At 64.4% G+C, this 22,525-nt stretch carries 25 protein-coding genes and 1 tRNA gene; 8 read left to right on the forward strand and 18 right to left on the reverse strand.

Annotated elements, in window-relative coordinates:
- Positions 1–96 precede the first annotated feature (96 nt).
- From FMA36_RS12435 to FMA36_RS12485, 11 genes are all read right to left on the reverse strand, one after another.
- On the reverse strand, positions 97–516 hold the full coding sequence (locus FMA36_RS12435) for a secondary thiamine-phosphate synthase enzyme YjbQ (RefSeq protein WP_159262649.1): 420 nt from the start codon (positions 514–516) through the stop codon (positions 97–99).
- 19 nt (positions 517–535) lie between these two features.
- Positions 536–1,531 carry a tryptophan--tRNA ligase gene (gene trpS, locus FMA36_RS12440; RefSeq protein WP_159262651.1) on the reverse strand — a complete coding sequence of 332 codons (996 nt, stop codon included), beginning with the start codon at positions 1,529–1,531 and terminating at the stop codon, positions 536–538.
- Positions 1,532–1,579: 48 nt separating this feature from the next.
- The gene (locus FMA36_RS12445; RefSeq protein WP_159262653.1) at positions 1,580–2,068 is read right to left on the reverse strand and encodes a c-type cytochrome; all 489 of its coding nucleotides are present in this window, start codon (positions 2,066–2,068) and stop codon (positions 1,580–1,582) included.
- A gap of 73 nt (positions 2,069–2,141) precedes the next feature.
- On the reverse strand, positions 2,142–2,636 hold the full coding sequence (locus tag FMA36_RS12450; RefSeq protein ID WP_159262654.1) for an FKBP-type peptidyl-prolyl cis-trans isomerase: 495 nt from the start codon (positions 2,634–2,636) through the stop codon (positions 2,142–2,144).
- 46 nt (positions 2,637–2,682) lie between these two features.
- Positions 2,683–3,912, reverse strand: coding sequence for an argininosuccinate synthase (locus FMA36_RS12455; RefSeq protein ID WP_159262657.1), 1,230 nt, complete (start codon positions 3,910–3,912; stop codon positions 2,683–2,685).
- Positions 3,913–4,026: 114 nt separating this feature from the next.
- The gene (gene rlmN / locus FMA36_RS12460) at positions 4,027–5,268 is read right to left on the reverse strand and encodes a dual-specificity RNA methyltransferase RlmN (RefSeq protein WP_159262658.1); all 1,242 of its coding nucleotides are present in this window, start codon (positions 5,266–5,268) and stop codon (positions 4,027–4,029) included.
- A 104-nt stretch (positions 5,269–5,372) separates the two neighbouring features.
- Entirely contained in the window at positions 5,373–6,116 is a 744-nt protein-coding gene (locus FMA36_RS12465) for a TlyA family RNA methyltransferase (protein WP_159262660.1), read from the reverse strand.
- A 29-nt stretch (positions 6,117–6,145) separates the two neighbouring features.
- Positions 6,146–8,137 carry a 1-deoxy-D-xylulose-5-phosphate synthase gene (gene dxs, locus FMA36_RS12470; RefSeq protein ID WP_159262662.1) on the reverse strand — a complete coding sequence of 664 codons (1,992 nt, stop codon included), beginning with the start codon at positions 8,135–8,137 and terminating at the stop codon, positions 6,146–6,148.
- Between the two features lie 5 nt (positions 8,138–8,142).
- Positions 8,143–9,030 (reverse strand): polyprenyl synthetase family protein, encoded by an 888-nt coding sequence (locus FMA36_RS12475; RefSeq protein WP_159262664.1) that lies wholly within the window; start codon positions 9,028–9,030, stop codon positions 8,143–8,145.
- Between the two features lie 56 nt (positions 9,031–9,086).
- A complete protein-coding gene (locus tag FMA36_RS12480; protein WP_061271667.1) occupies positions 9,087–9,317 on the reverse strand; it encodes an exodeoxyribonuclease VII small subunit in 231 nt (76 codons plus the stop codon).
- Between the two features lie 100 nt (positions 9,318–9,417).
- On the reverse strand, positions 9,418–9,684 hold the full coding sequence (locus tag FMA36_RS12485) for a sulfurtransferase TusA family protein (RefSeq protein ID WP_159262665.1): 267 nt from the start codon (positions 9,682–9,684) through the stop codon (positions 9,418–9,420).
- 123 nt (positions 9,685–9,807) lie between these two features.
- On the opposite strand from FMA36_RS12485, the gene FMA36_RS12490 reads away from it, so the two are divergent.
- Positions 9,808–10,716 carry an ROK family protein gene (locus FMA36_RS12490; RefSeq protein WP_159262667.1) on the forward strand — a complete coding sequence of 303 codons (909 nt, stop codon included), beginning with the start codon at positions 9,808–9,810 and terminating at the stop codon, positions 10,714–10,716.
- 23 nt (positions 10,717–10,739) lie between these two features.
- Here the strand turns inward: FMA36_RS12490 and FMA36_RS12495 are convergent, their stop codons facing one another.
- Positions 10,740–11,507 carry an RlmE family RNA methyltransferase gene (locus tag FMA36_RS12495; protein WP_159262669.1) on the reverse strand — a complete coding sequence of 256 codons (768 nt, stop codon included), beginning with the start codon at positions 11,505–11,507 and terminating at the stop codon, positions 10,740–10,742.
- Positions 11,508–11,519: 12 nt separating this feature from the next.
- Positions 11,520–12,650, reverse strand: coding sequence for a Ppx/GppA phosphatase family protein (locus FMA36_RS12500; protein ID WP_159262671.1), 1,131 nt, complete (start codon positions 12,648–12,650; stop codon positions 11,520–11,522).
- Positions 12,651–12,818: 168 nt separating this feature from the next.
- Between FMA36_RS12500 and FMA36_RS12505 the strand changes: the two genes are divergently transcribed.
- Positions 12,819–12,892, forward strand: a tRNA-Gln gene (locus FMA36_RS12505).
- A gap of 67 nt (positions 12,893–12,959) precedes the next feature.
- Here the strand turns inward: FMA36_RS12505 and FMA36_RS12510 are convergent.
- Complete coding sequence (locus tag FMA36_RS12510; RefSeq protein WP_159262672.1) at positions 12,960–14,063, reverse strand: AbrB family transcriptional regulator; 1,104 nt, start codon at positions 14,061–14,063, stop codon at positions 12,960–12,962.
- Positions 14,064–14,242: 179 nt separating this feature from the next.
- The gene (locus tag FMA36_RS12515) at positions 14,243–14,971 is read right to left on the reverse strand and encodes an SDR family NAD(P)-dependent oxidoreductase (protein ID WP_159262674.1); all 729 of its coding nucleotides are present in this window, start codon (positions 14,969–14,971) and stop codon (positions 14,243–14,245) included.
- Between the two features lie 219 nt (positions 14,972–15,190).
- Here FMA36_RS12515 and rpmI point away from each other — a divergent pair, with 219 nt between their 5' ends.
- From rpmI to pstS, 5 genes are all read left to right on the forward strand, one after another.
- Positions 15,191–15,394 (forward strand): 50S ribosomal protein L35, encoded by a 204-nt coding sequence (gene rpmI, locus FMA36_RS12520; protein ID WP_007400447.1) that lies wholly within the window; start codon positions 15,191–15,193, stop codon positions 15,392–15,394.
- A 14-nt stretch (positions 15,395–15,408) separates the two neighbouring features.
- On the forward strand, positions 15,409–15,765 hold the full coding sequence (gene rplT, locus FMA36_RS12525; RefSeq protein ID WP_014104634.1) for a 50S ribosomal protein L20: 357 nt from the start codon (positions 15,409–15,411) through the stop codon (positions 15,763–15,765).
- Between the two features lie 181 nt (positions 15,766–15,946).
- Complete coding sequence (gene pheS / locus FMA36_RS12530; protein WP_159262676.1) at positions 15,947–17,017, forward strand: phenylalanine--tRNA ligase subunit alpha; 1,071 nt, start codon at positions 15,947–15,949, stop codon at positions 17,015–17,017.
- Positions 17,018–17,020: 3 nt separating this feature from the next.
- Positions 17,021–19,483, forward strand: a complete 2,463-nt coding sequence (pheT, locus tag FMA36_RS12535; protein ID WP_159262678.1) for a phenylalanine--tRNA ligase subunit beta — start codon at positions 17,021–17,023, stop codon at positions 19,481–19,483.
- Positions 19,464–20,504, forward strand: coding sequence for a phosphate ABC transporter substrate-binding protein PstS (pstS, locus tag FMA36_RS12540; RefSeq protein WP_159262680.1), 1,041 nt, complete (start codon positions 19,464–19,466; stop codon positions 20,502–20,504). The genes pheT and pstS overlap by 20 nt, the downstream gene beginning before the upstream one ends.
- On the opposite strand, the gene FMA36_RS12545 is transcribed toward pstS, so the two are convergent.
- Positions 20,491–20,676, reverse strand: a complete 186-nt coding sequence (locus tag FMA36_RS12545; protein ID WP_159262682.1) for a hypothetical protein — start codon at positions 20,674–20,676, stop codon at positions 20,491–20,493. The genes pstS and FMA36_RS12545 overlap by 14 nt on opposite strands.
- Here FMA36_RS12545 and lpxB point away from each other — a divergent pair.
- A complete protein-coding gene (gene lpxB / locus FMA36_RS12550; RefSeq protein WP_159262684.1) occupies positions 20,675–21,901 on the forward strand; it encodes a lipid-A-disaccharide synthase in 1,227 nt (408 codons plus the stop codon). The two genes, FMA36_RS12545 and lpxB, sit on opposite strands and share 2 nt — an antisense overlap.
- Here lpxB and FMA36_RS12555 read toward each other — a convergent pair.
- A complete protein-coding gene (locus FMA36_RS12555) occupies positions 21,843–22,070 on the reverse strand; it encodes a hypothetical protein (RefSeq protein ID WP_240906351.1) in 228 nt (75 codons plus the stop codon). The genes lpxB and FMA36_RS12555 overlap by 59 nt on opposite strands.
- 7 nt (positions 22,071–22,077) lie before the next feature.
- On the reverse strand, positions 22,078–22,494 hold the full coding sequence (gene hisI, locus FMA36_RS12560; RefSeq protein WP_159262687.1) for a phosphoribosyl-AMP cyclohydrolase: 417 nt from the start codon (positions 22,492–22,494) through the stop codon (positions 22,078–22,080).
- Positions 22,495–22,525 lie beyond the last annotated feature (31 nt).

Genomic DNA, 22,525 nt, shown 5'->3' on the forward strand with positions numbered 1-22,525 from the left:
CGGAACGGCATGAGAGATTGCAAATAATGCGTTGATAAAAGTTTTCGGGTGCAGCCTTTTTTAAGAAAAAGGCTGCATTATTCTAAAGCTTTTTAATTATTCGCCCATCAGGTGCAGCACGATCTCGCGTCGGTGGGGGCGGGCGCGGTGCTCGAACAGGTATAATCCCTGCCATGTGCCCAGTACCGGCCTGCCACTGGCCACAGGGATTGAAAGCTGCGTGTTGGTGAGCATGGCGCGCAGATGGGCGGGCATGTCATCCGGGCCTTCATCATCATGGATGTAGCGACCGGGCTGCTCGGGCACCAGCGCCTCGAAATACCGCTCGATATCCGTACGCACGGTCGGGTCGGCATTTTCCTGCACACATAGCGAGGCAGAGGTGTGGCGGCACCACAGGGTGAGCAGGCCGGTTTCAATCCCGCTCTGCCGCACCCATGCCAGCACCGGCCGGTCGATCGGAACCAGCCCCTTGCCATGCGTGCTTACCTGAAGGCTGTGCAGTTCCTGGCGCATGGGGCGGTTCCTTTCGGGTCTATTTCAGGAAGCCGATCAGTTTTTCGGCTTCCGATACGATGGGCTCGGCAATGACGCGGGCCCGGTTGGCCCCTTCGCGCAGGGTGTCGCACAGAAAGCCGGGTTCTTTGAGCAGCCGCTCCGTCTCGGTAGCGATGGGACAGACCGCGCCCACCACTACCTCGGTCAGCGCCGCCTTGAACGGACCAAAGCCCTGGCCGCCAAACTGCCTGAGCACATCGGCAGTCGTAAGCCCGGAAAGTGTTGCGTAGATGGTTACCAGATTGCGGGCCTCGGGCCGGTTTTCAAGGCCTGCTTCCTCCGATGGCAGGGCCTCGGAATCGCTTTTGGCACGCTTGATCTTGTTGGCAATGGTATCGGCGTCATCCGTCATCTCGATCCGGCTCTGGGCGGAGGGATCGGATTTGGACATTTTCTTGGTGCCGTCGCGCAGGCTCATCACGCGCGCGCCCTGCGGCGGAATGAGGGCCTCGACCTGCGGGAAGAATTCAACCCCGTAATCATGGTTGAATTTCTGGGCAATGTCGTTGGTCAGCTCAAGGTGCTGCTTCTGGTCCTCGCCCACCGGCACGGCGGTAGCCTTGTAGGCCAGGATATCGGCTGCCATCAGGTCGGGATAGACATAAAGCCCGGCGGAATGCTTCTCGCGGTCCTTGCCTGCCTTGTCCTTGAACTGGGTCATGCGGTTGAGCCAGCCCAGACGCGCGACACAGTTGAAGATCCACCCCAGCCGGGCATGCGCGCTGACAGCGGACTGGTTGAACAGGATATGCTTTTGCACATCAATGCCCGAGGCCAGCAGCACGGCGGTCTGGGCCAGTGTCTGCTGGCGCAGGGTGGCGGGGTCCTGCCAGGTGGTGATGGCGTGCATGTCCACCAGGCAGAAAATGCAGTCATGGTCGCGCTGGAGCGCAACCCAGTTGCGGATCGCGCCAAGGTAGTTGCCAAGCTGCGGGATACCGGTCGGCTGAATGCCGGAAAACAGGCGTTGCATAAAAGTATTTTCCGTTTTTTTGCCCGCGCTGGTCAAGGTGCGCGGTGGTCAGGGCAGGGGATGGATCGCATCAAGGTGGCGGCGTTCATCGGCCACCATGCTGCTGCTCAGGGGGTGGGCGCGCTCACGGGCAACCTCGGCTGCGGTAAAGACCGGGGCAGGGTGCGTGTCGCCGCGCGTAGCCAGATAGCTCAGGATGGAGGCGATCTCCTCATCCGACAGATGGGCGCGAAACGATGGCATGAAGAAGTTGTAGGGCACGCCATCGATCTTTAGCGGCCCATTCAGCCCGTTCAGCAACACATGCATGAGGTACTGCCTGCCCTCGGGCGAGGTGGCGATCCTGTCCACGCGGCCGGTTATGGGCGGGATCTCGCCCTTCAGCCCTTCACCGCCATGGTGGCAGATGCCGCAATTGGTGCGGTAGCGCGCATAGCCTTCCTGCCCGTGGCGCGTGCAGGCGGCGAGCAGCGCCACGCCAGCAAGCAGGCAGCCCCCGCGCAGTACGGATGCCATGCGTCCGGTTGCAATACCCATGTCGGTTGTCCGGTTCCTGTCCCATCATGTGAAAAGAGCCACCCACCCGGCGGATGAATGGCTCTTTCAGGGCTTAGCGGCCGCCGGGCGAGACGCCGAGCAGCTGGATCTTGAAAATCAGCGGGCTGTCCGGCTGGATGATGCCCATTGACTTGTGGCCATAGCCAAGCTCGGGCGGCACGTACAGCATCCACGTATCGCCCACATGCATCTTGGGCACGGCTTCCTGCCAGCCCTTGATCACCATTTCCAGCGGCATCTGCATATACGCGCCGTGGCCATGCTGGTCGGAGCTGTCAAAGATGCCGCCATCGGGCAGGCGGCCTTCATAGATCACCATCACGCTGTCATTGATGGTGGGCTGCGCCCCGTCCTTCGGGCCGGACTGGAGCACCTTGTAGGCCAGTCCGTCAGGCAGGGTCTGGACACCGGGCTGCTTGCGCACGTTGTCCATGAACTGCGCCGGGGTCAGTTCCGGCTGGTCATCCTTGTTTCCACCACAAGCTGCAAGCGGCAGCGCCACCACGGCTGCGGCAAGAAGGGGAATGACACGGGAAAAGCGTTTCATGACACCTCGGCAGGCTGTTGAAGGGATGAAGGAGGGGCGCAGGTGATCAGAGCGCGCCGCCACGGCGGCCGATCTTGGCACCAAGCCGCAGGCGCAGCGCGTTGAGCTTGATGAAGCCCTGCGCATCGGCCTGGTTGTAAGCACCCTGATCATCCTCAAAGGTGACGACGCGGGTGTCATACAGGCTGTTGGGGCTTTCACGGCCCACGCAGATCACGTTGCCCTTGTACAGCTTGAGCCGCACGCGACCGCTGACAGAGTGCTGGCTGCGGTCGATCAGTGCCTGCAGCATGTGGCGCTCGGGCGAGAACCACAGGCCGTTATAGATCACCTCGGCATAGCGCGGCATCAGGCTGTCCTTGAGGTGCATGGCCTCGCGGTCGAGCGTGATGCTCTCGATGCTGCGGTGCGCGGTCAGCAGGATCGTGCCGCCCGGCGTCTCGTAAATGCCGCGCGACTTCATGCCCACGAAGCGGTTTTCCACCAGGTCGAGGCGACCGATGCCGTTGTCGCGGCCGAGTTCGTTCAGGCGCGTGAGCAGCGTTGCGGGCGACATGGCCACGCCATTGATGGCCACCGGGTCGCCGGACACGAAATCGATGGTGATCTCGGTTGCCTTGTCAGGCGCTGCCTCGGGCGAGATGGTACGCTGGAACACGATCTCATCGGGGCCGACGGCCGGGTCTTCAAGCAGCTTGCCTTCGGATGACGAGTGCAGCAGGTTCGCATCGACCGAGAAGGGGGCCTCGCCGCGCTTGTCCTTGGCGATGGGGATCTGATGCTCTTCGGCGAAGGAAAGCAGGCGCGTGCGCGAGGTCAGATCCCATTCGCGCCACGGGGCAATGACGGTGATGTCGGGCTTGAGCGCGTAATAGGCCAGCTCGAAGCGCACCTGGTCGTTGCCCTTGCCGGTGGCGCCATGGGCTACGGCATCGGCGCCGACCTGTTCGGCAATCTCGATCTGGCGCTGGGCGATCAGCGGGCGGGCGATGGAGGTGCCCAGCAGGTACTGCCCCTCATACAGCGCATTGGCGCGGAACATGGGGAAGACGAAATCCTTGACGAAGGTCTCGCGCAGGTCCTCGACGAAGATTTCCTTCACGCCAAACATCTCGGCCTTGCGGCGGGCGGGTTCGAGTTCCTCGCCCTGGCCGAGATCGGCGGTGAAGGTCACGACTTCACAGTTATAGGTGGTCTGCAGCCAGCGCAGAATCACGGAAGTATCAAGACCGCCCGAATACGCGAGAACGACCTTTTTGACACCCTTGGCGGTCATGGGAGAAGGCTCCTGTCGACAAAACTTGGACAATACTTTGCCGGGAAAACCGGCGGCCTGCCCTCCTAGCACCCCAAGCTGCGGGCGACCAGAAGCGAAAGGCGGATTTTTACCTCATTCCACCGGATCGGGCGCACTTTCAGGGCGGCCCGCGCGGCGCAGGCGCTGGCTTTCGGTGCGCAACTGCCCGCAGGCGGCCAGAATATCGCGCCCGCGCGGCATGCGGATGGGCGAGGCGAAGCCCGCATCCATCACGATATTCGCAAACTTCTCAAGCTGCTCGCGCGTCGAGGGTCTGTAGCTGCTGCCCGGCCACGGGTTGAACGGGATCAGGTTGACCTTGGCCGGAATGCCCGAGATCAGCCGCACGAGTTCACGTGCATCGGCCTCGCTGTCATTGATACCGCGCAGCATGATGTATTCAAACGTGATGCGCCGTGCATTGCTGGCAGCGGGGTAGCGGCGGCAGGCGGCAATGACGTCCCTGATGGGGTATTTGCGGTTCAGCGGTACTATCTCGTCGCGCAGGTCATCGCGCACCGCGTGTAGTGACACGGCAAGGTTGATGCCAAGCTCGGCACCGCATTGGTCCATCATCGGCACCACGCCGGAGGTGGAAAGCGTAATGCGCCGGCGTGACAGGCCAATGCCCTCGCCATCCATGATGATGCGCATCGCCTTGGCCACGTTATCGTAATTGTAGAGCGGCTCGCCCATGCCCATCAGCACGATGGTCGAGAGCAGGCGCGGCGTGTCGCCCTTGGGGCTGGGCCATTCGCCATAGCTGTCGCGCGCGGCCATGAACTGGCCCACGATCTCGGCAGCGCCAAGGTTGCGCACCAGCGCCTGCGTGCCGGTATGGCAGAAGGTGCAGGACAGCGTGCAGCCCACCTGCGAGGAAATGCATACCGCACCGCGATCTTCCTGCCGGTCGGGGATATAGACGGTTTCCGCCTCCTGCCCGTCACGGAAGCGGAAGAGGAACTTGCGCGTGGAATCCTGCGAGGTCTGCTCCGTCACCACGTCGGGGCGACCGACAACAAAGCGCTCGGCCAGCTTTTCCTGCAGGGGGCGGGCGATGGAACTCATGCGCGAGAAATCGGTGGCACCCTGGTGGTAGATCCAGTGCCACAACTGCTTGGTGCGGAATGGCTTTTCGCCAATTTCGACCATGATCTCGGTCAGTTCCTCACGCGACAGGCCCACAAGGTCGCGCCTGCCATCGGGCAGGGCAGCAGTCGGCGGCGCGAACTGGGCGGATTTGGCCCGGATGCGCGTGCGCTCCGCATCATCAAGGAGCGAGGCCGCGGTCCCGTCACGTAACCGGGAAGGAGAAGTTGCGGGGGCTGCGGACATACCGGGGCTGCCTCTGTTTTTCATGTCATGCGTAAGGGGAGCGGCGTTGCATGCCGCTCTTCAGGTCTGTGTATCACAGCCGGGGTCGTGGATGCGACTGCCGATCAGCTGTCCTTGCGGGCCGCGATCAGGAATTCCCGGTTGCCTTCCGGCCCGGTAATGGGGCTGGCATCAATGCCTAGCACGCGCCAGCCCGGCAGGTCTGCCCACCAGTCGCGTATCATCGCGCACACGGCCTCATGCACCGCCGGGTCGCGCACCACGCCCTTGGGGCCGACCGCATCGCGCCCGGCCTCGAACTGCGGCTTGATCAGCGCGATGGCCCAGGCGCCGGGCACGCACAGGTCAAGCCCTGCCGGCAGCACCGTGCGCAGGCCAATGAAGCTGGCATCGCACACCAGCGCATCAATCGGGTCGGGGATGATCGTGGCATCAAGCGCGCGGGCATTGCATTTTTCCAGCACCACGACCTGCTCGGTGTTGCTGCGCAGCTTCCATGCCAGTTGGCCATGGCCAACATCGACCGCATAGACCTTTTTGGCCCCTTCATGCAGCAGCACATCAGTAAAGCCGCCGGTCGAGGCGCCTACGTCAAGGCAGGTCAGCCCCGCAGGCGAGAGGCCGAAATGTTCCAGCCCGTGCGCCAGCTTGATCCCCCCGCGCGAGACCCACGGGTGGTCCTGCCCCTTGAGCGCAAGTGGCGCATCTTCGGGCAACTGGTCGCCCGCCTTGGCAATGCGCCGGTCAGATGTATAGACCAGCCCCGCCATGATAAGCGCCTGCGCCCGGGTGCGGCTTTCCACCAGCCCCCGGTCCACCAGCATCTGGTCAACGCGTCGTTTTGCCATGAGCGGTGCTACCCCGACCGGCCCGCTGCTCAGGCCATCTGCCGTGACTGCGGCACGCCAAGGGCGGAGAGCGCGGTTGCCACGATGGCGGGCGCATCCAGCCCGGCCTCATGGTACTGGGCCTCCTGGCTGTTATGGTCGATGAAGCGGTCAGGCAGGGTCATGGGGCGGAAGCGCACGCGGTCGAGCAGGCCGGTTTTGGCCAGATGCGTCATGACAAAGCTTGCAAATCCGCCAACCGAGCCTTCCTCGATGGTGATCAGCACCGCATGGTTGCGCGCCAGCTGCTCGATCAGCGCGGTATCGAGCGGCTTGGCGAAGCGGGCATCGGCCACGGTGGGGGCCAGCCCCTGGGCGGCCAGCATGTCAGCGGCCTTCAGCGCATCGGCCAGCCTTGGCCCGAGCGAGAGGATGGCGATGCCGCCCTGCTCGGGGCCGGACTGGCGCGCCATTTCACGCACGATTCGCCCGCGCCCGATCTCGATGATCTGGCCCGCCGCCGGCAGGTCCAGCCCCAGCCCCGCACCGCGCGGGTAGCGCAGGCCAACCGGGCCTTCGTCAAACGCGATCGAGGTCGCGGTCATGTTCAGCAGTTCAAGCTCGTCGCTTGGCGCCATGAGCGTGATGCCGGGCAGGCAGCCCAGATAGGCGATGTCGAACGCACCGGCATGGGTCGCGCCATCGGCGCCGACCAGCCCCGCACGGTCGATGGCGAAGCGCACCGGCAGCTTCTGCAGCACCACGTCATGCATCACCTGATCATAGGCGCGCTGCAGGAAGGTGGAATAGATGGCGCAGAACGGGCGCAGCCCTTCGGTCGCCATGCCGGCAGCAAAGGTCACGGCATGCTGCTCGGCAATGCCGACATCAAAGAAGCGGTCGGGATAGGCCCTGGCGAACTTGTCGAGCCCGGTGCCCGACGGCATGGCGGCAGTGATGGTGACGATTTTGTCGTCAGTCGCCGCCTGGCGGACGAGTTCTTTCGCAAACACCGAAGTGTAGCTCGGCGGGCCGGACGGGCCTTTCTTCTGCTCGCCGGTGACCACATTGAACTTGGAGACGGCGTGATACTTGTCACCCGCCGATTCGGCCGGGCTGTAGCCATGGCCCTTCTCGGTGATGACATGCAGCAGCACGGGGCCGACATCCTCGGCATCACGCAGGTTGCGCAGGATGTGGACGAGCTGGTTCATGTCATGCCCATCAACGGGGCCGACATAATAGAAGCCGAGTTCCTCGAACAGCGTGCCGCCGGTCATGATGCCGCGCGCGTATTCATCGGCCTTCTTGGCCGTGCGCTCGAGCCGGCCGGGCAGGCGCTTGGCCATCTTGGCGGCGAGTTCACGCAAACTCAGGAACTTGCGCGAGGACATCAGCCGCGACAGGTAGCTCGACATGGCACCCACGGGGGGTGCGATCGACATCTCGTTGTCGTTGAGCACCACGATCAGGCGCTCTGCACCCGGGCCGCAATGCGAGGCGTTGTTCATCGCCTCATACGCCATGCCCGCCGAGATCGAGCCATCGCCGATCACCGCAATCACGTTGCGTTCACGGTAGGAGGGGTCTTCCTCCGCGCGCAGGTGGTGGGCGACGGCCATGCCGAGGCCGGCGGAAATGGAGGTGGAGGAGTGGGCCGCGCCAAACGGGTCGTATTCGCTCTCGCTGCGGCGCGTAAAGCCCGAAAGCCCGCCCGGCTGGCGCAGGGTGCGGATGCGCTCGCGCCGCCCGGTCAGGATCTTGTGGGGGTAGGTCTGGTGGCCCACATCCCAGATCACGCGGTCGGCGGGCGTGTCGAACACGGCATGGAGTGCGACCGTGAGTTCAACCACGCCGAGCGACGCGCCAAGATGGCCGCCGGTGGTGGACACGGTATCGATCGTTTCCGACCGCAGTTCCTCCGCAAGCTGCTTGAGCTGCTCGACCGAGAGGTTGCGCATGTCGTGCGGCCACTGCACCCGGTCAAGCTGGGCGTAGCGCCCAAGGGTAGGGATGGTGGAGGACGTGTTGCTCTCGCTCATGTCGATCAGTTCCTGCGCTCGACCACGTAATGCACCAGGTCGCGCAGGCGATCCGCCTCGGGCCCGAAGATGTCGATATGGGATTCAGCCTGTTCGGCCACGCGCCGCGCCTCGCGCGCGGCCCCTTCAACGCCGAGCAGGGCGACATAGGTGGACTTGCCCGCTGCCTCGTCCTTGCCTGCGGTCTTGCCGAGTTCCTCGGCGCTGGCGGTGGCGTCGAGCACGTCATCGGCAATCTGGAAGGCAGCGCCAAGGTCGCGGCCATAGGCCGAGATGCGCCTGCGCACGTCATCGCTGGCCTGGCCAAGGATGGCTCCGGCCTCGGCGGCATAACGGATCAGGCAGCCGGTTTTCAGCGCATGCAGGCGGGCGACTTCCTCAAGCGAAAGGGCGCGGCCTTCGCCTTCCATGTCGATCATCTGGCCGCCCACCATGCCGGCAGCGCCAGAGGCATCGGCCAGCGCGCGCACGAGGTTGATGCGCACTTCGGCTGAGGCATGCGTCAGCGGATTGGCAAGGATGTCGAACGACATGGTCTGCAGCGCGTCGCCGGCGAGGATGGCGGTGGCCTCATCAAACTTGCGGTGGGTGGAAGGCTGGCCCCGGCGCAGGTCATCATCATCCATGGCGGGCAGGTCGTCATGCACCAGTGAGTAGGCATGCAGCATCTCGACCGAGGCCGCGACACGGTCAGCCGCGTCAGTGCCGGCCTTGAACAGGCTGGCCACTTCGGCCACCAGGTAACCACGCAGGCGCTTGCCACCGCCCAGGGTGGCATAGCGCATGGCATCGATCAGGCGGGCCTCGCCGCCTTCCACGCGCGGGAGCAGGCGGTCGATCATCGCCTCGATGGCGGTGGCGCGCGCGGACATGGATGCACGCAGACGGACCATGCGATCCGTTCCGTCTGTTTGGGACGAGGGTGCTGTTGTTTGGCTCATCTGGTGCATCAATCCATTGGTTTCGCTTCCAGCGCACCATCGGCACGCTGGACAATCGCCTGAACGCGGGCCTCGGCCTCGTCCAGTTTCTTCTGACAGTACTGCCGCAGGGCGGCGCCACGCTCATAGGCGGTGATCGCGTCTTCCAGCCGCAGCTGGCCGACCTCAAGCTGGCGCACGATGGCTTCAAGTTCGGCCAGAGCCTCCTCGAAGGAAAGGTTGGTCAGGTCATCGGTCATGTGGGCGCGGCACTTCCTGCAATAACGGGGCTGGCGGAGGCATTACATCCTTGAAGGCCCTCCTGCCAAGGGGACAACGCGTTTTACGGCATTTTGGAGTCTAGGCCGAGGCCGGTGACGCGGCGGGTCCGGGCGTTGCCTCGGGCCTGCGGCGGATGACGAAGGAAAGCGTGCCGCCTTCCTCGCCAAAAGCGATGAGGGCATGGCCTGTTTCGCGGCAGAAAGCCTGAAAATCCGCAACCGAGGCCCGGTCGGTCGCGATCACGCGCAGCCGCGCGCCGGGAGGGAGTCCGCGCAGCATGCGGTTGGCCTTGAGCACGGGCAGGGGGCAGGTCAGGCCGCGCGCGTCTAGCAGGATTTCACTCATGGGTGGCCATGCCTCCTTGGTGGTTGGCAGCTATGCCCTTGCATCAGGGTTTGATGTTGCGTGCAGGTACGATCATAAAAGCAAATGCGCCACTGATAAAACATGATGAAAGAAAGACTCCGGATGGCCGACTATCGTACTGGAATTGATTTTGGCGGTACCAAGATCGAAATAACCGCCCTCGGCATGGATGGTGCCGAGCTGCTGCGTCGCCGTATTGCCAATCCTGGCAACTATCCTGCAGCCATTGAGGCCATGTGCGACCTGATCCGGGGTGTTGATCAGGAGCTCGGGGGCACCGGCACGGTTGGAATCGGCATTCCCGGCTCCATCAGTCCCGATACGGGCGTGATCAAGAACGCCAATGCCACATGGCTCAACAACCAGCCCCTGATCGTTGACATGACGACGGCGCTGGGTCGTGCGGTGCGCATCGAGAACGATGCGAACTGCTTTGCGCTGTCCGAGGCGATTGATGGTGCGGGGGCGGGCCATCACAGCGTGTTTGGCGTGATTATCGGCACCGGCATGGGCGCTGGCATCGTGGTCGATCAGAAGCTGTTGATCGGCCATAACCACATTGCAGGCGAATGGGGGCATGTGCCGCTGCCCTGGCCGCGCATTGAGGAATTTCCCATGCCCAAATGCTTCTGCGGCAATGAAGGGTGCATGGAGCGCTTTCTCAGCGGCTCGGCGCTTGCACAGGACTGGAAAGGCCCCGGCCACCGCAGTGCCGCCAATATCGAGCAGGAGGCCGAGGCTGGCGACCTGACCGCCATCGGCGCACTCGACCGCTACATGGACCGCATGGCCCGCGCCTGCGCCATGGCCATCAACTTCATGGACCCCGACATCATTGTGCTTGGTGGCGGCGTGTCGAACCTTGATTCGATCTATGACCGCGTGCCCCGCCTCATGCGGCGCTATGTCATCACCCCCAACTGCACCACGCCGATCGTGCGCAACAAACATGGCGACAGCTCTGGCGTGCGGGGCGCTGCATGGCTGTGGGATGATCACCACACGGCATGAAGGCCCGGCGGGGGAGGGTGGTTTCAGCCTTCCCCTTCGCCATCAAGCCCACGAAAGCCGGTGGCGACTACATAAAGCTCGCTGGATTCCTTGCGGCTTGCTGGCGGCTTGGCGTGGCGCACCTGCGTGAACAGGCGTTTGAGTTCAGCGAGCATCTGTTTTTCCGACCCGCCCTGGAACACCTTGGCTACGAACGCGCCGCCGGGGGCGAGAATGCGCGTTGCGAAATCCAGCGCGAGTTCGGCAAGGCCAATGATGCGCAGGTGATCGGTCGGCGCATGGCCCGTTGTGTTGGGCGCCATGTCGGACATGACCACGTTGGCTCGGCCGCCGAGCAGCTCCGTCAGGCGGTCCGGCATGTCGGGGTCGTTGAAATCCCCTTCGATGATGGTGGCGCCCGGCACCGGATCGACCGGCAGCAGGTCGACGCCCACCACCCTGGCCGCACCCCGCTTGACTGCGACCTGCGTCCAGCCGCCAGGTGCTGCGCCAAGATCGACGATGCGCGTGCCAGGCGTGATCAGGTGAAAACGGTCATCGAGTTCGATCAGCTTGAAGGCCGCGCGTGAGCGCCAGCCCTGCTTCTGGGCGGCCTGCACGTAGGGGTCGTTGAGCTGGCGCTGCAGCCAGCGGTGCTGGGCGGTCGTGCGCCCGCGCGCTTTCTTTACGGTTACGGTCTTGGTGCGGTTGGTCTGGGCGGCCTGCCCGTCGGCCGCGCTGTCACCCGTGCCGGGGGTGAGACTGCTGGTACGGGCCTTGCCCGGAATGCGGGTAGTGGAACGCTGCTTCATGGCGGGACGCGGTCAGGGACTGACCTGGTGCTCCAAACGATTGTACAGGGAAAAGGAAGGCGGCGCGGTGGCTGGGGCCGCCTGTCGCCTGCGGTCGCCAATCATGCGTAAAAGCAGGCCGTCGCGCAATCCCCGGTCGGCCACGGTCACTTCCGGCATGGGCCATGTGGTGACGATGGCCTCGAATATGGCGCAGCCCGGCAGGATGTAGCGCGCGCGCTCCGCCCCGATGATGGGGTTGCGCACCAGCCCCTCGAGCCCGCCCGTGCGCAGGGTGTCGATCATGCTCAGGGCGCGGGGCACGGACAGGGCGGAGCCATCAATGCTGGCCCGGTCGTAACGGTCCTGGCCCAGGGCAAGGCTGGCCAGCGTGGTCACGGTGCCGCTGGTGCCCAGCAGCATGACATTCTGGCGCGCGATTTCACGCGCAATGCAGTGCACGTCATCAAAGCCGCGCAGCACGTCACTGATTTCGGATACGACGCCGTGATAGCCCCGATCGGTAAAGATATCGGCGCCATGGCGCTCGGCCAGGGTCATGATGCCCACCGGCAGGCTGACATAGCCCGAAAGGTCATGCCGCCGGGCCTCGCGGTCAATGCGCGCCCAGGCGATCTCGGTCGAGCCACCGCCAATATCGAACAATAGTCCGCGGCTGGTGCCCGGCTGGCCGCCCTGCAGCAGCGAGGTGCAGGCCGCGAGTGCGAGTTCAGCTTCCTCCCGCGCGGAAATGACGGATATGTCGAGCCCGGTCTCGTGCAGTACTCGGCCGATGAATTCCATGCCATTGGCCGCCCGCCTGCAGGCCTCGGTGGCGATGGCGCGGTGGCCGTGCAGGTCATACAGCCCCATGCGTGCCACGCAGGCCCGAAGGGCGGCGAGGGTACGCTCCATGGCGGCATCGGCGAGTTGGCCGGAATGGTGCAGCCCTTCACCAAGGCGCACGGCGCGGCTGAAGCTGTCGATCACGCGCAGGCCGTGTTCGCCCGCGCGGGCAACGAGCAGGCGGCAGTTATGGGTGCCAAGGTCAATGGCGGCATAAAGCGGCGCGCGCATGGAGCGGCGGTGCATGGCGGGCGGGAAAGGGGCAATCCCTGCCTGCGGGCGTATCTGTGCACTGTGCGGCTGCTGGACCATGTTCATCCCAAACCCGTTTTACGGCCAAGGTATTACCTATTGTGTTAAGTGTTCTGCGCAAAACGCAAGACAAAAGAGAAAAGTTTATAAAAATGTGCGGCAGGGGGTTGCACGCCCCAAAGCAGGCGGGTATATGCCTGATCACCGCAGCGCATCGCGCCGCTCTCTCCTTGCTGGGGGATAGTTTAGCGGTAGAACTACCGGCTCTGACCCGGTCAGCCCTGGTTCGAATCCAGGTCCCCCAGCCAAACTTCCCTTTAAAACTGGCCGTTATTCACAGTCTGCTTCAGGCAGGGCTGTTTTTTTGTGTTTGCGCTACCGTTCCACCCATCGGCTGAGCACGCGGGCAAGCAGCGGGCCGGTAAACAGCACGAGCACGAAGCGCACAGTCTGCATGGCCATGACAAACGGCACGTCAACGCCCGGCGTGGTGGCCGCGATGATGGCCACCGTATCCTCGCCCCCCGGGCTGGTCGCCAGATAGGCGGTCAGCAGCGAGACATGCCTGAAACGGACCAGCGCGAGCGCCATGACCCCGCAGCCTGCAATCATCAGCGCGATGGCCATCAGGATGTAAGGAAACGCGCGGGCGGCATAATGCAGCGTGGTGCGCGTAAAGCGCAGGCCGATGCCCCAGCCCAGCACCGCGTAACCGGCAGCGAGAAACCATGGTGGCAGGTCGATCGAGAGCAGCCCCGCATCCTGCAGCCCGGTTGCAAGAATAAGCGGCAGCATGAGCGCACCGGCTGACAGCCGTAATATATGAGCCAGGCAGACACCGGCCACGATGACGCCAATCGTCACGCCAAAGGCTGGCGCGGATGCAGGCATGGCCCAGAACGCATCTGCGCCGTCAGCCGTGACCGGGGTCGTGCTGCGCGCCATGGTGGTCGCCGCTATGGCAACGGCGGCGGCGCGGAAATACTGCATGAAGGCGACAAGCCGCATATCCGCGCCATAAGCCTGCGACATCAACGTCATGACCGTGGCGGCACCCGGCGAGGCACCCCACAGGGCCGTGCTGCCGGGCAGAACCTTCCATCGTGCCAGACAGAAGCCGATCAGGGTGCACAGCACGATCACGCACATGACCCCGCCCAGAAAAAGCGGCCCTTCGCCCATGACCTTGGCAAAGATGCTGAGCTGCAGGCTGCGCGCGATCATGCATCCTACAATGCCCTGCGCCAGCAGAAAGGCGCAGCCGGGAATGGGGAGGTGAACCTCATTGACCGCCAGCACGACGGCGGCAAACATCGGCCCGATCAGGATGGCAGCGGGCAGGTGCAGGGCATGTAGCGGCACGGTAAAGGCAACCGACAGGGCAAGCAGGCAGCACCATTTTACGTATATATTGTCATTACGGAACGAAAGCCGCGTGCTGGCAGCATTCGGGGCAGGGGAAAGCGTTGGGTCTGGCATGAAAATTCCCGATCGGACGCAGGCGGGCATCAATGCCACGTTCCATCCCGTCCGGATACGGTTTTGCGGTGCTGTGGGCGCGAATGGCTGATCATGCCACAGGGAATGGCTTCATGAGCCGATGCATGCTTCGTGGAGCCGGGCGGCGTGGTCGTGCCGCCCGGACCTTCAGGCGCCGTTCAGGCCGTGATGCCGCCATCTGTTGTCAGCGCCGAGCCGGTAATGAAGCTGGCCTGCGGGCTGGCAAGGAACGAGACCACGGTGGCGATGTCGCTCACCTGCCCGTATTCCTTGTGGCACATGAAGCTGCGCAGCAGGTCGGCGGCAGGCCCGGTGGCAGGGTTCATGTCGGTATCGATCGGGCCGGGCTGGACCACGTTGATGGTGATGCCGCGCGGTCCGAGATCGCGCGCCGCACCCCGGGCAAACCCGTTCAGCGCCGCCTTGGAGGCCGAATAGAGCGAAATGCCGGGGAAGGGAGAGCGATCGGCAAAGGCCGAGCCGATCAGGATGATGCGGCCGCCCTTGCTCATGTGGCGCGAGGCCTCGATGGCCTCGATCATGACAGCGCGCACGTTCAGGCCCAGCACGGCATCGACCTGAGCGTCGGTCATCTCGCTCACGTCGCCATGGGGGTAGACGCCAGCGTTGCACACCAGTGCATCGATGCGGCCGAGATCACGCACCACCTGCTGGATTGCGGCACGGTTGCCATTGCCTTCGCCATCGCAGCAGATGGCCATGGCGCGGCGGCCCATGGCGCGGATTTCGGCCACGGTTTCCTCGGCGGCCTTCTCGTTGCGGGCGTAGGAGATGGCAATGTCATACCCGTCCTTTGCCAGTGCCCTGGCAATGCCCGCGCCAATGCCGCGGCTGCCGCCGGTTACGTAGGCTACGCGTTGGGTCATTTTGTTTTTCCTCCCGGTTATTATGGTGCTTTTTCCTCCTACAGCATGGGGCGGGCAGGGGAAAGCACGGCGCGGGCCATCAAGGGGGTTGATCGGGCCTGTCAGGTTGTCTATAGCCTGCCTGTTCGCGCGTCCGGGCCTGTAGGGCATGCCCGGCCGCAATGGCGTCATTGCCTGTAACAGGGCAGGGCGCAGCCTTTAACCTTTAAGGAGAAGCAAATGCCCAAGATGAAGACCAAGTCATCGGTCAAGAAGCGGTTCAAGATCACCGCCACCGGCAAGGTGCTGGCAGGACCCGGCAACAAGCGCCACGGCCTGATCAACCGCTCGCAGAAGATGAAGCGCACGAACCGTGGTTCGCAGGTGCTGACGGAAATGGATGGCCGCACTGTAAAGCAGTGGGCCCCCTACGGCCTGGCATAAGGAGCACCTGAGATATGGCACGTGTAAAACGCGGCGTAACGACGCTCGCCCGTCACAAGAAGGTTCTGGCAGCTTCCAAGGGCTTCCGGGGTCGTTCCTCCACCAATTACCGCATCGCGCTGGAACGTCTGGAAAAGTCACTCCAGTATGCCTACCGCGATCGCCGCAACAAGAAGCGTGAGTTCCGCGCTCTGTGGATCCAGCGTATCAACGCTGCGGTGCGCGAGCATGGTCTGACCTACAGCCGCTTCATCAACGGCCTGGACAAGGCTGGCATCGAGATCGACCGCAAGGTTCTCGCCGCCATCGCCTATGACGACGCGGCAACCTTTGCCGAGATCGTGAAGAAGGCGCAGGCCGCTCTGGCCTGATTCCTGTTTCCGCCCGTGTGGCGACAGGTCCACGAAACGGGTCGTCCGCAGGGGCGGCCCGTTTTGTTTTATACGATGCCCGCGCGCCCTTGTGGTTGCGGGCGCAGACACGCGCCGGGTCTGGTGGCCAGACTGATGTCCCTTGCCAGCCCGCCTGATTTGAGAGCCTGTGCGAGGTGCTATGAGTGACGATCTCGAAACCCTGAGGGAACAGACAGTTCAGGCACTCGCTGCCGCGACCGACCAGCGCGCGTGGGACGCCGTGCGCGTGGGCACGCTGGGCAAGTCGGGCACGCTGACCGCGCTGCTCAAGCAGCTTGGGCGCATGACGCCTGACGCGCGGCGCGCCCGTGGTGCCGCACTCAACCGCCTGCGTGATGACCTGACCCGTCTGATCGAGGCGCGTGGCCAGGAACTCGAGGCGGCGGCACTCAATGCCCGCCTTGCTGCCGAGCGCGTGGATGTTACGCTGCCCGGCGTGCCCGAGGCTGAGGGCCTGCTGCACCCCATCACCCGCACCATCGAGGAAATGGCCGCCATCTTCGGGTCCATGGGCTTCCAGATTGCTGAAGGCCCGGATATCGAGAGCGACTGGCACAACTTCTCGGCGCTCAACACTCCCGCCCATCACCCCGCCCGGACCGATCAGGACACGTTCTACCTGCCGCCCGAGGCCGAGGGCCAGCCCGAGCGCGTGCTGCGCACCCAGACATCGGGCGTGCAGATCCGCACCATGCTGGGCCAGGAGCCGCCCATCCGCATCATCGCCCCCGGCCGCACCTACCGCGCCGACCATGATGCCACGCATTCGCCCATGTTCCACCAGTGCGAGGGGCTGGTGATCGAGAAGGGGATCACGCTCGGCCACCTCAAGGGCTGCCTGTCGGACTTCCTGCGCGCATTCTTCCAGATGCCGGACCTGCCGGTGCGTTTCCGTGCCTCCTACTTTCCGTTCACCGAGCCATCGATGGAAATCGACATCGGCTGGTCACGCAGGACGGGCCAGATCGGCGCGGGCGATGACTGGCTGGAAGTGCTCGGCGCGGGCATGGTCCACCCCCGCGTGCTGGCCAATTGCGGGCTTGATGCGCGTGAGTGGCAGGGCTTTGCCTTTGGCATGGGCATCGAGCGGCTGACCATGCTGCGCCATGGCATCCCCGACCTGCGCTCGTTCTATGAAAGCGATGTCCGCTGGCTGCGCCATTACGGCACCAGCCCCCTGTCTCCCGCCCTGCTGCACGAAGGTCTGTGATCGATGAAGTTCTCCCTGTCCTGGCTGCGCGAACACCTTGAGACCACAGCGACGCTGGAAGAGATCACCGCCACGCTGAACACCATCGGCCTTGAGGTGGAAGGCGTGGAAGACCCCGGTGCGGCGCTGGCGTCGTTCCGCACCGCGCGCATCATCGAGGCCGTGCAGCACCCCAATGCAGACCGCCTGCGCGTGTGCCAGGTCGATGCGGGCGAGGGGTTCGAGCGCGTGCAGGTCGTGTGCGGCGCGCCCAATGCGCGTGCGGGGCTGCATGTCATCTTCGCGCCGCCGGGCACGCATATTCCTGCTTCCGGCATTACCATCAAGGCAGGCAAACTGCGGGGCGAGGCCAGTGGCGGCATGCTGTGCTCGCTGCGTGAGCTCGGCCTTGGCGAAGACCATGACGGCATTGCCGAACTGCCCGAGGGCACGGCGCCCGGCCAGTCCTACCCGCTGTTTGCCAGGCTGGACGATCCCGTGATCGATATCGCCATCACCCCCAACCGGGGCGATGCGCTGGCCGTGCGTGGTGTCGCGCGTGATCTGGCGGCAGCAGGACTGGGCAGGCTGAAGCCGTGGCTGGTCGAGACCGTGGAGGGGCAGGGCGAGAGCAGCATCAACTGGCGCATCACCTACCCCGAGGCCTGCCCGTGGGTGCTCGGACGCACCATCCGTGGCGTGAAAAATGGCCCCAGCCCGGCATGGCTGCGTCGCAGGCTGGAATCGATCGGCCTGCGCCCGATCTCGGCGCTGGTCGATATCACCAATTTCTTCACCCATGACCTTGGCCGCCCGCTGCATGTGTTCGATGCCGATAAAATCCGTGGCGGTGAACTGACTATCTGCCGGGGCGCGGGCGAGAGCTTTACAGCGCTTGATGGCAGCGAACACGTCATGACCCCCGATGACTGCGTGATTGCCGACAGCAGCGGCGTGCTGTCGCTTGCGGGTATCATGGGCGGGGCGGAAAGCGGCGTGAGTGATGATACGACCACCGTGTTCGTGGAATGCGCGCTGTTCGACCCCGTGGCCATTGCGCTGTCCGGGCGGCGGCACAACCTGCATTCCGATGCCCGCCAGCGCTTTGAGCGGGGCGTGGATCAGGCCCTGCCGCCCGTGGCCCTTGAGGCCGCGACGCGCATGATCATCGAACTGTGTGGCGGCGTGGCTGATAACGTGGTCTCCGCCGGGGCCGAGCCCGCATGGCAGCGGCAGGCGCATCTGGAATTCGCCCGGCTTGAAACCCTTGGTGGCCTGTTGGAAGAACCCGATCACGCCGTGCACCTGCTTGAGGGGCTGGGCTTTGAGGTGCGCGCGTGCGACGCCCGCCACGTGGTGGTGGATGTGCCCTCCTGGCGCAACGACATTGCAATGCCCATGCTGCTCGACCAGAAGCCCGACCTGCCCGAAGCGCGCGCCAGAGCTGCGGCGGAAGGGGCTGTGGCGATCAACCCCGAAGTGGACCTGATCGAGGAAGTACTGCGCCTGCGCGGGCTTGATAGTGTGCCCGCCGTGTCGCTGCCGGTGCACAGCGCCGTGCCGCTGCCAGCCCTGACCCCCCGGCAGGCCCGCACCGCCAGCCTGCGCCGCACGCTTGCCGCGCGTGGACTGCTCGAGACGGTCGGCTTCTCCTTCGTGGCGCAGGAACAGGCGGCACAGTTTGGCGAAACCCCCGGCGATCTGCATCTGCTCAACCCCATTGCGGCTGATCTGGACCAGATGCGCCCGACCCCGCTGGTCAACCTGCTGGCCGCGATAAAGGCCAATGCGGCGCGGGGCTATCCTGATATCGGGCTGTTCGAGGTTGGTCCCGGCTTTGATGCCGATGGCCAGAAACAGGTTGCAGCCGGTATCCGCAGTGGTCATTCCGCCCGCCAGCCCGGTCAGCCGGCACGGCCTGTTGACCTGTGGCAGGTCAAGGCCGATGCGCTGGCCGGGCTCTCGGTGATGGGTGCTGCGATGGAAGGGCTGAGTCTGAGCGCCGATGCGCCTGCCTACTACCATCCGGGCCGCTCGGGCGTGATCCGGCAGGGGCCGAAGTTGGTGCTGGGCCATTTCGGGCAGTTGCATCCCGCCCTGCTGGCCGCGCGTGGCATTGATGTGCCGGTGTGTGCGTTCACGCTCTACCCCGATGCGGTGCCCGAGCCCAAGCGCAGGCGCAGGGGACCGCCCGCACTCTCGGCCTTCCAGCCGCTCAAGCGTGATTTTGCGTTTGTGGTGAGTGCGGACGTGCCGGCAGAAAAACTGCTCAAGGCCGTAAAGGGCGCGGAACGCAACCTGATCGTGGCCGTCAGCCTGTTTGATGTGTATGAGGGCGACAAGGTCCCGGCGGGTCACAAATCGCTGGGCATCGAGATAACCCTGCAGCCGATGGACGGAACCCTGACCGATGCGGAGATCGAGGCTGTGTGTGAACGGGTGGTGGCCGCCGCGCATAAAAGCTGCAATGCCGTCCTGCGGGGTTAAGCCGCAGGGGCGGGGCATGCGGCGCGCCTCGAGCATGGGGCTGGCGGTCTTGCTGACCATGGCCAGCCTGCCTGCCTGGGCCACCGACATAACGGGCGCTGGCTCCAGCTTTGGCGCGCCGATTTATGGCGCGTGGGGAGCTGGTGTGGCAAAGGCCACCGATATCCGCCTCAATTACCAGACCATCGGCTCGGGCGCGGGGCAGAACCAGGTCAAGGCCCGCACGGTGGATTTCGGGGCTTCTGATGCGCCCATGACTGTAGCCCAGTTACAGCAGAACGGGCTGGTTCAGTTCCCCACCGTGCTCGGCGCCATCGTGCCGGTGGTGAACCTGCCTGGTGTTGATGCCAGCCAGTTGCGGCTGACCGGCCCACTGCTGGCCGATATCTATGGCGGCGAAATCAGCATGTGGAACGACCCGCGCATTGCCGCCGAAAACCCGGGCCTGAGCCTGCCCGCCATGCCCGTGGCCCCGGTGCGCCGGGCCGACGGGTCGGGCACGACCTTCGTGTTTACGTCCTATCTTGCCCGTGTCTCGGAGCACTGGGCGCATGAGCAGGGTAGTGGTACCTCGATTGAATGGCCGGTAGGCGAGGGCGCGCGTGGCAATGACGGCATTGCCGCCGCCGTGCGCAACACCGAGGGCAGCATCGGTTACCTTGAATACGCCTATGCGGCAGGCAATCACATGCCCATCGCCCGGCTGCGCAATCACCATGGTGATGTGGTGGCAGCGGATGATGAAAGCTTCCGTCAGGCCGTGACCACCGCCCACTGGTCAAATGATGCCAGTCATTCCGCCGATGTGCTTGATGGTGATGGCCCGGGGGCATGGCCCATCATGGCCGCGACCTATGTGCTCATTCCAACCGACCGCACCGATACGCCGCAGGGTCGGGCGGTGCGGGAATTCTTTACCTGGAGCATGGCGCATGGCAGCGAGGCGGCGGTGATGCTGAACTACGTGCCGCTGCCCGATGATATCCGCTCCAGCATAACAAACCTGCTCAAGACCCCGTAAACGGGCAGAAAATCTTTTTGGTAAAGCTTTTTTCAAAAAGCTTCAGACAAAGGCTGTCTTTGTAAAAAAGGCAGCGGTCTGAAATGGTCAGAGCCAGCATGGGGCAGGGGGCAGATATTTTTGCCACTGCCATTTGCGCCTTTTGTCCCGACACGATAAGCCGGTCTGGCATGACCAAGCCTTCATCCTCCCCTGCGCCTGCGGGCCATCTCTCCTCCGGCCCGACCATATGGATCATGGCGGGAGAAGCCAGTGGCGACGTGCTCGGCAGCCGCCTCATGAGCGCGCTGCACCAGTTGCGGCCTGACCTGCATTTTGCGGGCATCGGGGGGGAGCGCATGCAGGCGCAGGGGCTGCAGTCGCTTTTTCCGCTGCGTGACCTTGCGGTGATGGGTCTGCTTGAGGTGCTGCCGCGCCTCCGCCACCTCTCGCGCAGGCTCGATCAGGCTGTGGCGGATATTACGGCGCGCAGGCCAGCGCTGGTCATTACCATCGACAGCCCCGGCTTTACCCTCCGCCTGCTGCGCCGGATCGCGCCGCTTTCCATTCCCCGCCTGCATTATGTGGCTCCGCAGGTCTGGGCATGGCGCGAGCACAGGGTGCGCAAATTTCCCGGTCTGTGGGAGCGCATGCTGTGCCTGCTGCCCTTCGAGCCGGGATTCTTCGCCCGCCATGGCATCGAGGCGCGTTTTGTTGGTCATCCGGTCGTGCAGTCGGGGGCAGATGAGGGGTCGGCTGCGGCGTTCCGGGCGCGTTACAATATCGCGCCGGATGCGCCCATTCTCGTGCTCATGCCTGGCAGCCGCCGCTCGGAGGCGCCGCGCCTGCTGCCGGTATTTGGCCGCATGCTGGCCCTTGTTCAGCGCAACAGGCCCGATATCGTGGCCGTGGTGCCGGTCTCGCCCGTTATTGCCGATATCGTGCGCGCGGGTGTGGCCCGGTGGCCGGTGCGGCCCCTGATCGTGACCGATGTGCACGACAAGCATGATGCCTTTGCCGCCGCCTCCGCCGCCCTGACCAAATCAGGCACCTCCACGCTGGAACTGACCATGGCCAACGTGCCCATGGCCGTGACCTATCGCGTCAATCCGCTGACGGCAGCCATTGCGCGGCGGTTGATCCGCGTGCCGTACGTAGCCATGGTCAACCTGTTGGCAGGTCACAGGCTGGTGCCCGAACTGCTGCAGGAGCGCTGCACGCCCGAACTGCTGGCCGCCACCGTCGAGCGCCTGCTGGCAGATCCGGCCAGCCGTGAGTTGCAGCGCACGGGGTTTGCCCATATCCGCGCGGCCCTGCATGGCCCGGGCGAAAACCCGGCCCATGCGGCGGCCCGTGAGGTTATTGACCTGCTGGAGGCGGGGCAGGCGGTTGCGCCGGCGCGGCCTGATCCGGCGTAGCAGGCGCAGTTGCTGCCGCAGGCGGGGAGGCGGGTTCGTTTTCCGATATCAGGGCATGCATTTCGTTGCGCAGCATGAAAAAGCCCATGAGGACCGTGCCCACCACGGTAATGCCGATCCAGACCAGCTTGCTGATCTGTTCGCGTCTTTCTTCCTCGTTTTCCTGCATGATCCGTTCAGCCCTTGCCATAAAGTGTTTCAGCCGCGACCTCGGGCTGCGTGATCTCCACGATCCCTTCGGGGCGCAGCGCGTTATAGAAGCAGCTGCGCCGCCCGGTGTGGCAGGCAACGCCCTTCTGGTCGACAAGCAGCAGCACGGCATCGCGGTCGCAATCGAGGCGCGCATCCACCAGCGTCTGCACCTGGCCTGATGTCTCGCCCTTGCGCCACAGGCCGTTACGGCTGCGTGAGAAGTAGCACACGCGGCCCGTGCGCAGGGTCTCGTCGAGTGCCTCGGCATTCATCCAGGCCAGCATCAGCACCTCGCCACTGTCATGCTGTTGGGCAATGGCGGCAATCAGGCCATCGGCATTGAATTTGACGCGCTCGATCATGGCGGCGCGCGTGGTCGGTTCAGGTGGCGTGTAGGACATGGATATTGACTCTGGAATGTGAAAGGACAGG

The organism is Komagataeibacter xylinus (assembly GCF_009834365.1).
GTDB lineage: Bacteria > Pseudomonadota > Alphaproteobacteria > Acetobacterales > Acetobacteraceae > Komagataeibacter > Komagataeibacter xylinus_D.

Bases quoted from the DNA above. Each gene is read 5' to 3' on its own strand.
- FMA36_RS12435 (WP_159262649.1), bottom strand. From the start codon at position 516: ATGCGCCAGGAACTGCACAGCCTTCAGGTAAGCACGCATGGCAAGGGG.
- trpS (WP_159262651.1), bottom strand. From the start codon at position 1,531: ATGCAACGCCTGTTTTCCGGCATTCAGCCGACCGGTATCCCGCAGCTT.
- FMA36_RS12445 (WP_159262653.1), bottom strand. From the start codon at position 2,068: ATGGGTATTGCAACCGGACGCATGGCATCCGTACTGCGCGGGGGCTGC.
- FMA36_RS12450 (WP_159262654.1), bottom strand. From the start codon at position 2,636: ATGAAACGCTTTTCCCGTGTCATTCCCCTTCTTGCCGCAGCCGTGGTG.
- FMA36_RS12455 (WP_159262657.1), bottom strand. From the start codon at position 3,912: ATGACCGCCAAGGGTGTCAAAAAGGTCGTTCTCGCGTATTCGGGCGGT.
- rlmN (WP_159262658.1), bottom strand. From the start codon at position 5,268: ATGTCCGCAGCCCCCGCAACTTCTCCTTCCCGGTTACGTGACGGGACC.
- FMA36_RS12465 (WP_159262660.1), bottom strand. From the start codon at position 6,116: ATGGCAAAACGACGCGTTGACCAGATGCTGGTGGACCGGGGGCTGGTG.
- dxs (WP_159262662.1), bottom strand. From the start codon at position 8,137: ATGAGCGAGAGCAACACGTCCTCCACCATCCCTACCCTTGGGCGCTAC.
- FMA36_RS12475 (WP_159262664.1), bottom strand. From the start codon at position 9,030: ATGGTCCGTCTGCGTGCATCCATGTCCGCGCGCGCCACCGCCATCGAG.
- FMA36_RS12480 (WP_061271667.1), bottom strand. From the start codon at position 9,317: ATGACCGATGACCTGACCAACCTTTCCTTCGAGGAGGCTCTGGCCGAA.
- FMA36_RS12485 (WP_159262665.1), bottom strand. From the start codon at position 9,684: ATGAGTGAAATCCTGCTAGACGCGCGCGGCCTGACCTGCCCCCTGCCC.
- FMA36_RS12490 (WP_159262667.1), top strand. From the start codon at position 9,808: ATGGCCGACTATCGTACTGGAATTGATTTTGGCGGTACCAAGATCGAA.
- FMA36_RS12495 (WP_159262669.1), bottom strand. From the start codon at position 11,507: ATGAAGCAGCGTTCCACTACCCGCATTCCGGGCAAGGCCCGTACCAGC.
- FMA36_RS12500 (WP_159262671.1), bottom strand. From the start codon at position 12,650: ATGAACATGGTCCAGCAGCCGCACAGTGCACAGATACGCCCGCAGGCA.
- FMA36_RS12510 (WP_159262672.1), bottom strand. From the start codon at position 14,063: ATGCCAGACCCAACGCTTTCCCCTGCCCCGAATGCTGCCAGCACGCGG.
- FMA36_RS12515 (WP_159262674.1), bottom strand. From the start codon at position 14,971: ATGACCCAACGCGTAGCCTACGTAACCGGCGGCAGCCGCGGCATTGGC.
- rpmI (WP_007400447.1), top strand. From the start codon at position 15,191: ATGCCCAAGATGAAGACCAAGTCATCGGTCAAGAAGCGGTTCAAGATC.
- rplT (WP_014104634.1), top strand. From the start codon at position 15,409: ATGGCACGTGTAAAACGCGGCGTAACGACGCTCGCCCGTCACAAGAAG.
- pheS (WP_159262676.1), top strand. From the start codon at position 15,947: ATGAGTGACGATCTCGAAACCCTGAGGGAACAGACAGTTCAGGCACTC.
- pheT (WP_159262678.1), top strand. From the start codon at position 17,021: ATGAAGTTCTCCCTGTCCTGGCTGCGCGAACACCTTGAGACCACAGCG.
- pstS (WP_159262680.1), top strand. From the start codon at position 19,464: ATGCCGTCCTGCGGGGTTAAGCCGCAGGGGCGGGGCATGCGGCGCGCC.
- lpxB (WP_159262684.1), top strand. From the start codon at position 20,675: ATGACCAAGCCTTCATCCTCCCCTGCGCCTGCGGGCCATCTCTCCTCC.
- FMA36_RS12545 (WP_159262682.1), bottom strand. From the start codon at position 20,676: ATGCCAGACCGGCTTATCGTGTCGGGACAAAAGGCGCAAATGGCAGTG.
- FMA36_RS12555 (WP_240906351.1), bottom strand. From the start codon at position 22,070: ATGCAGGAAAACGAGGAAGAAAGACGCGAACAGATCAGCAAGCTGGTC.
- hisI (WP_159262687.1), bottom strand. From the start codon at position 22,494: ATGTCCTACACGCCACCTGAACCGACCACGCGCGCCGCCATGATCGAG.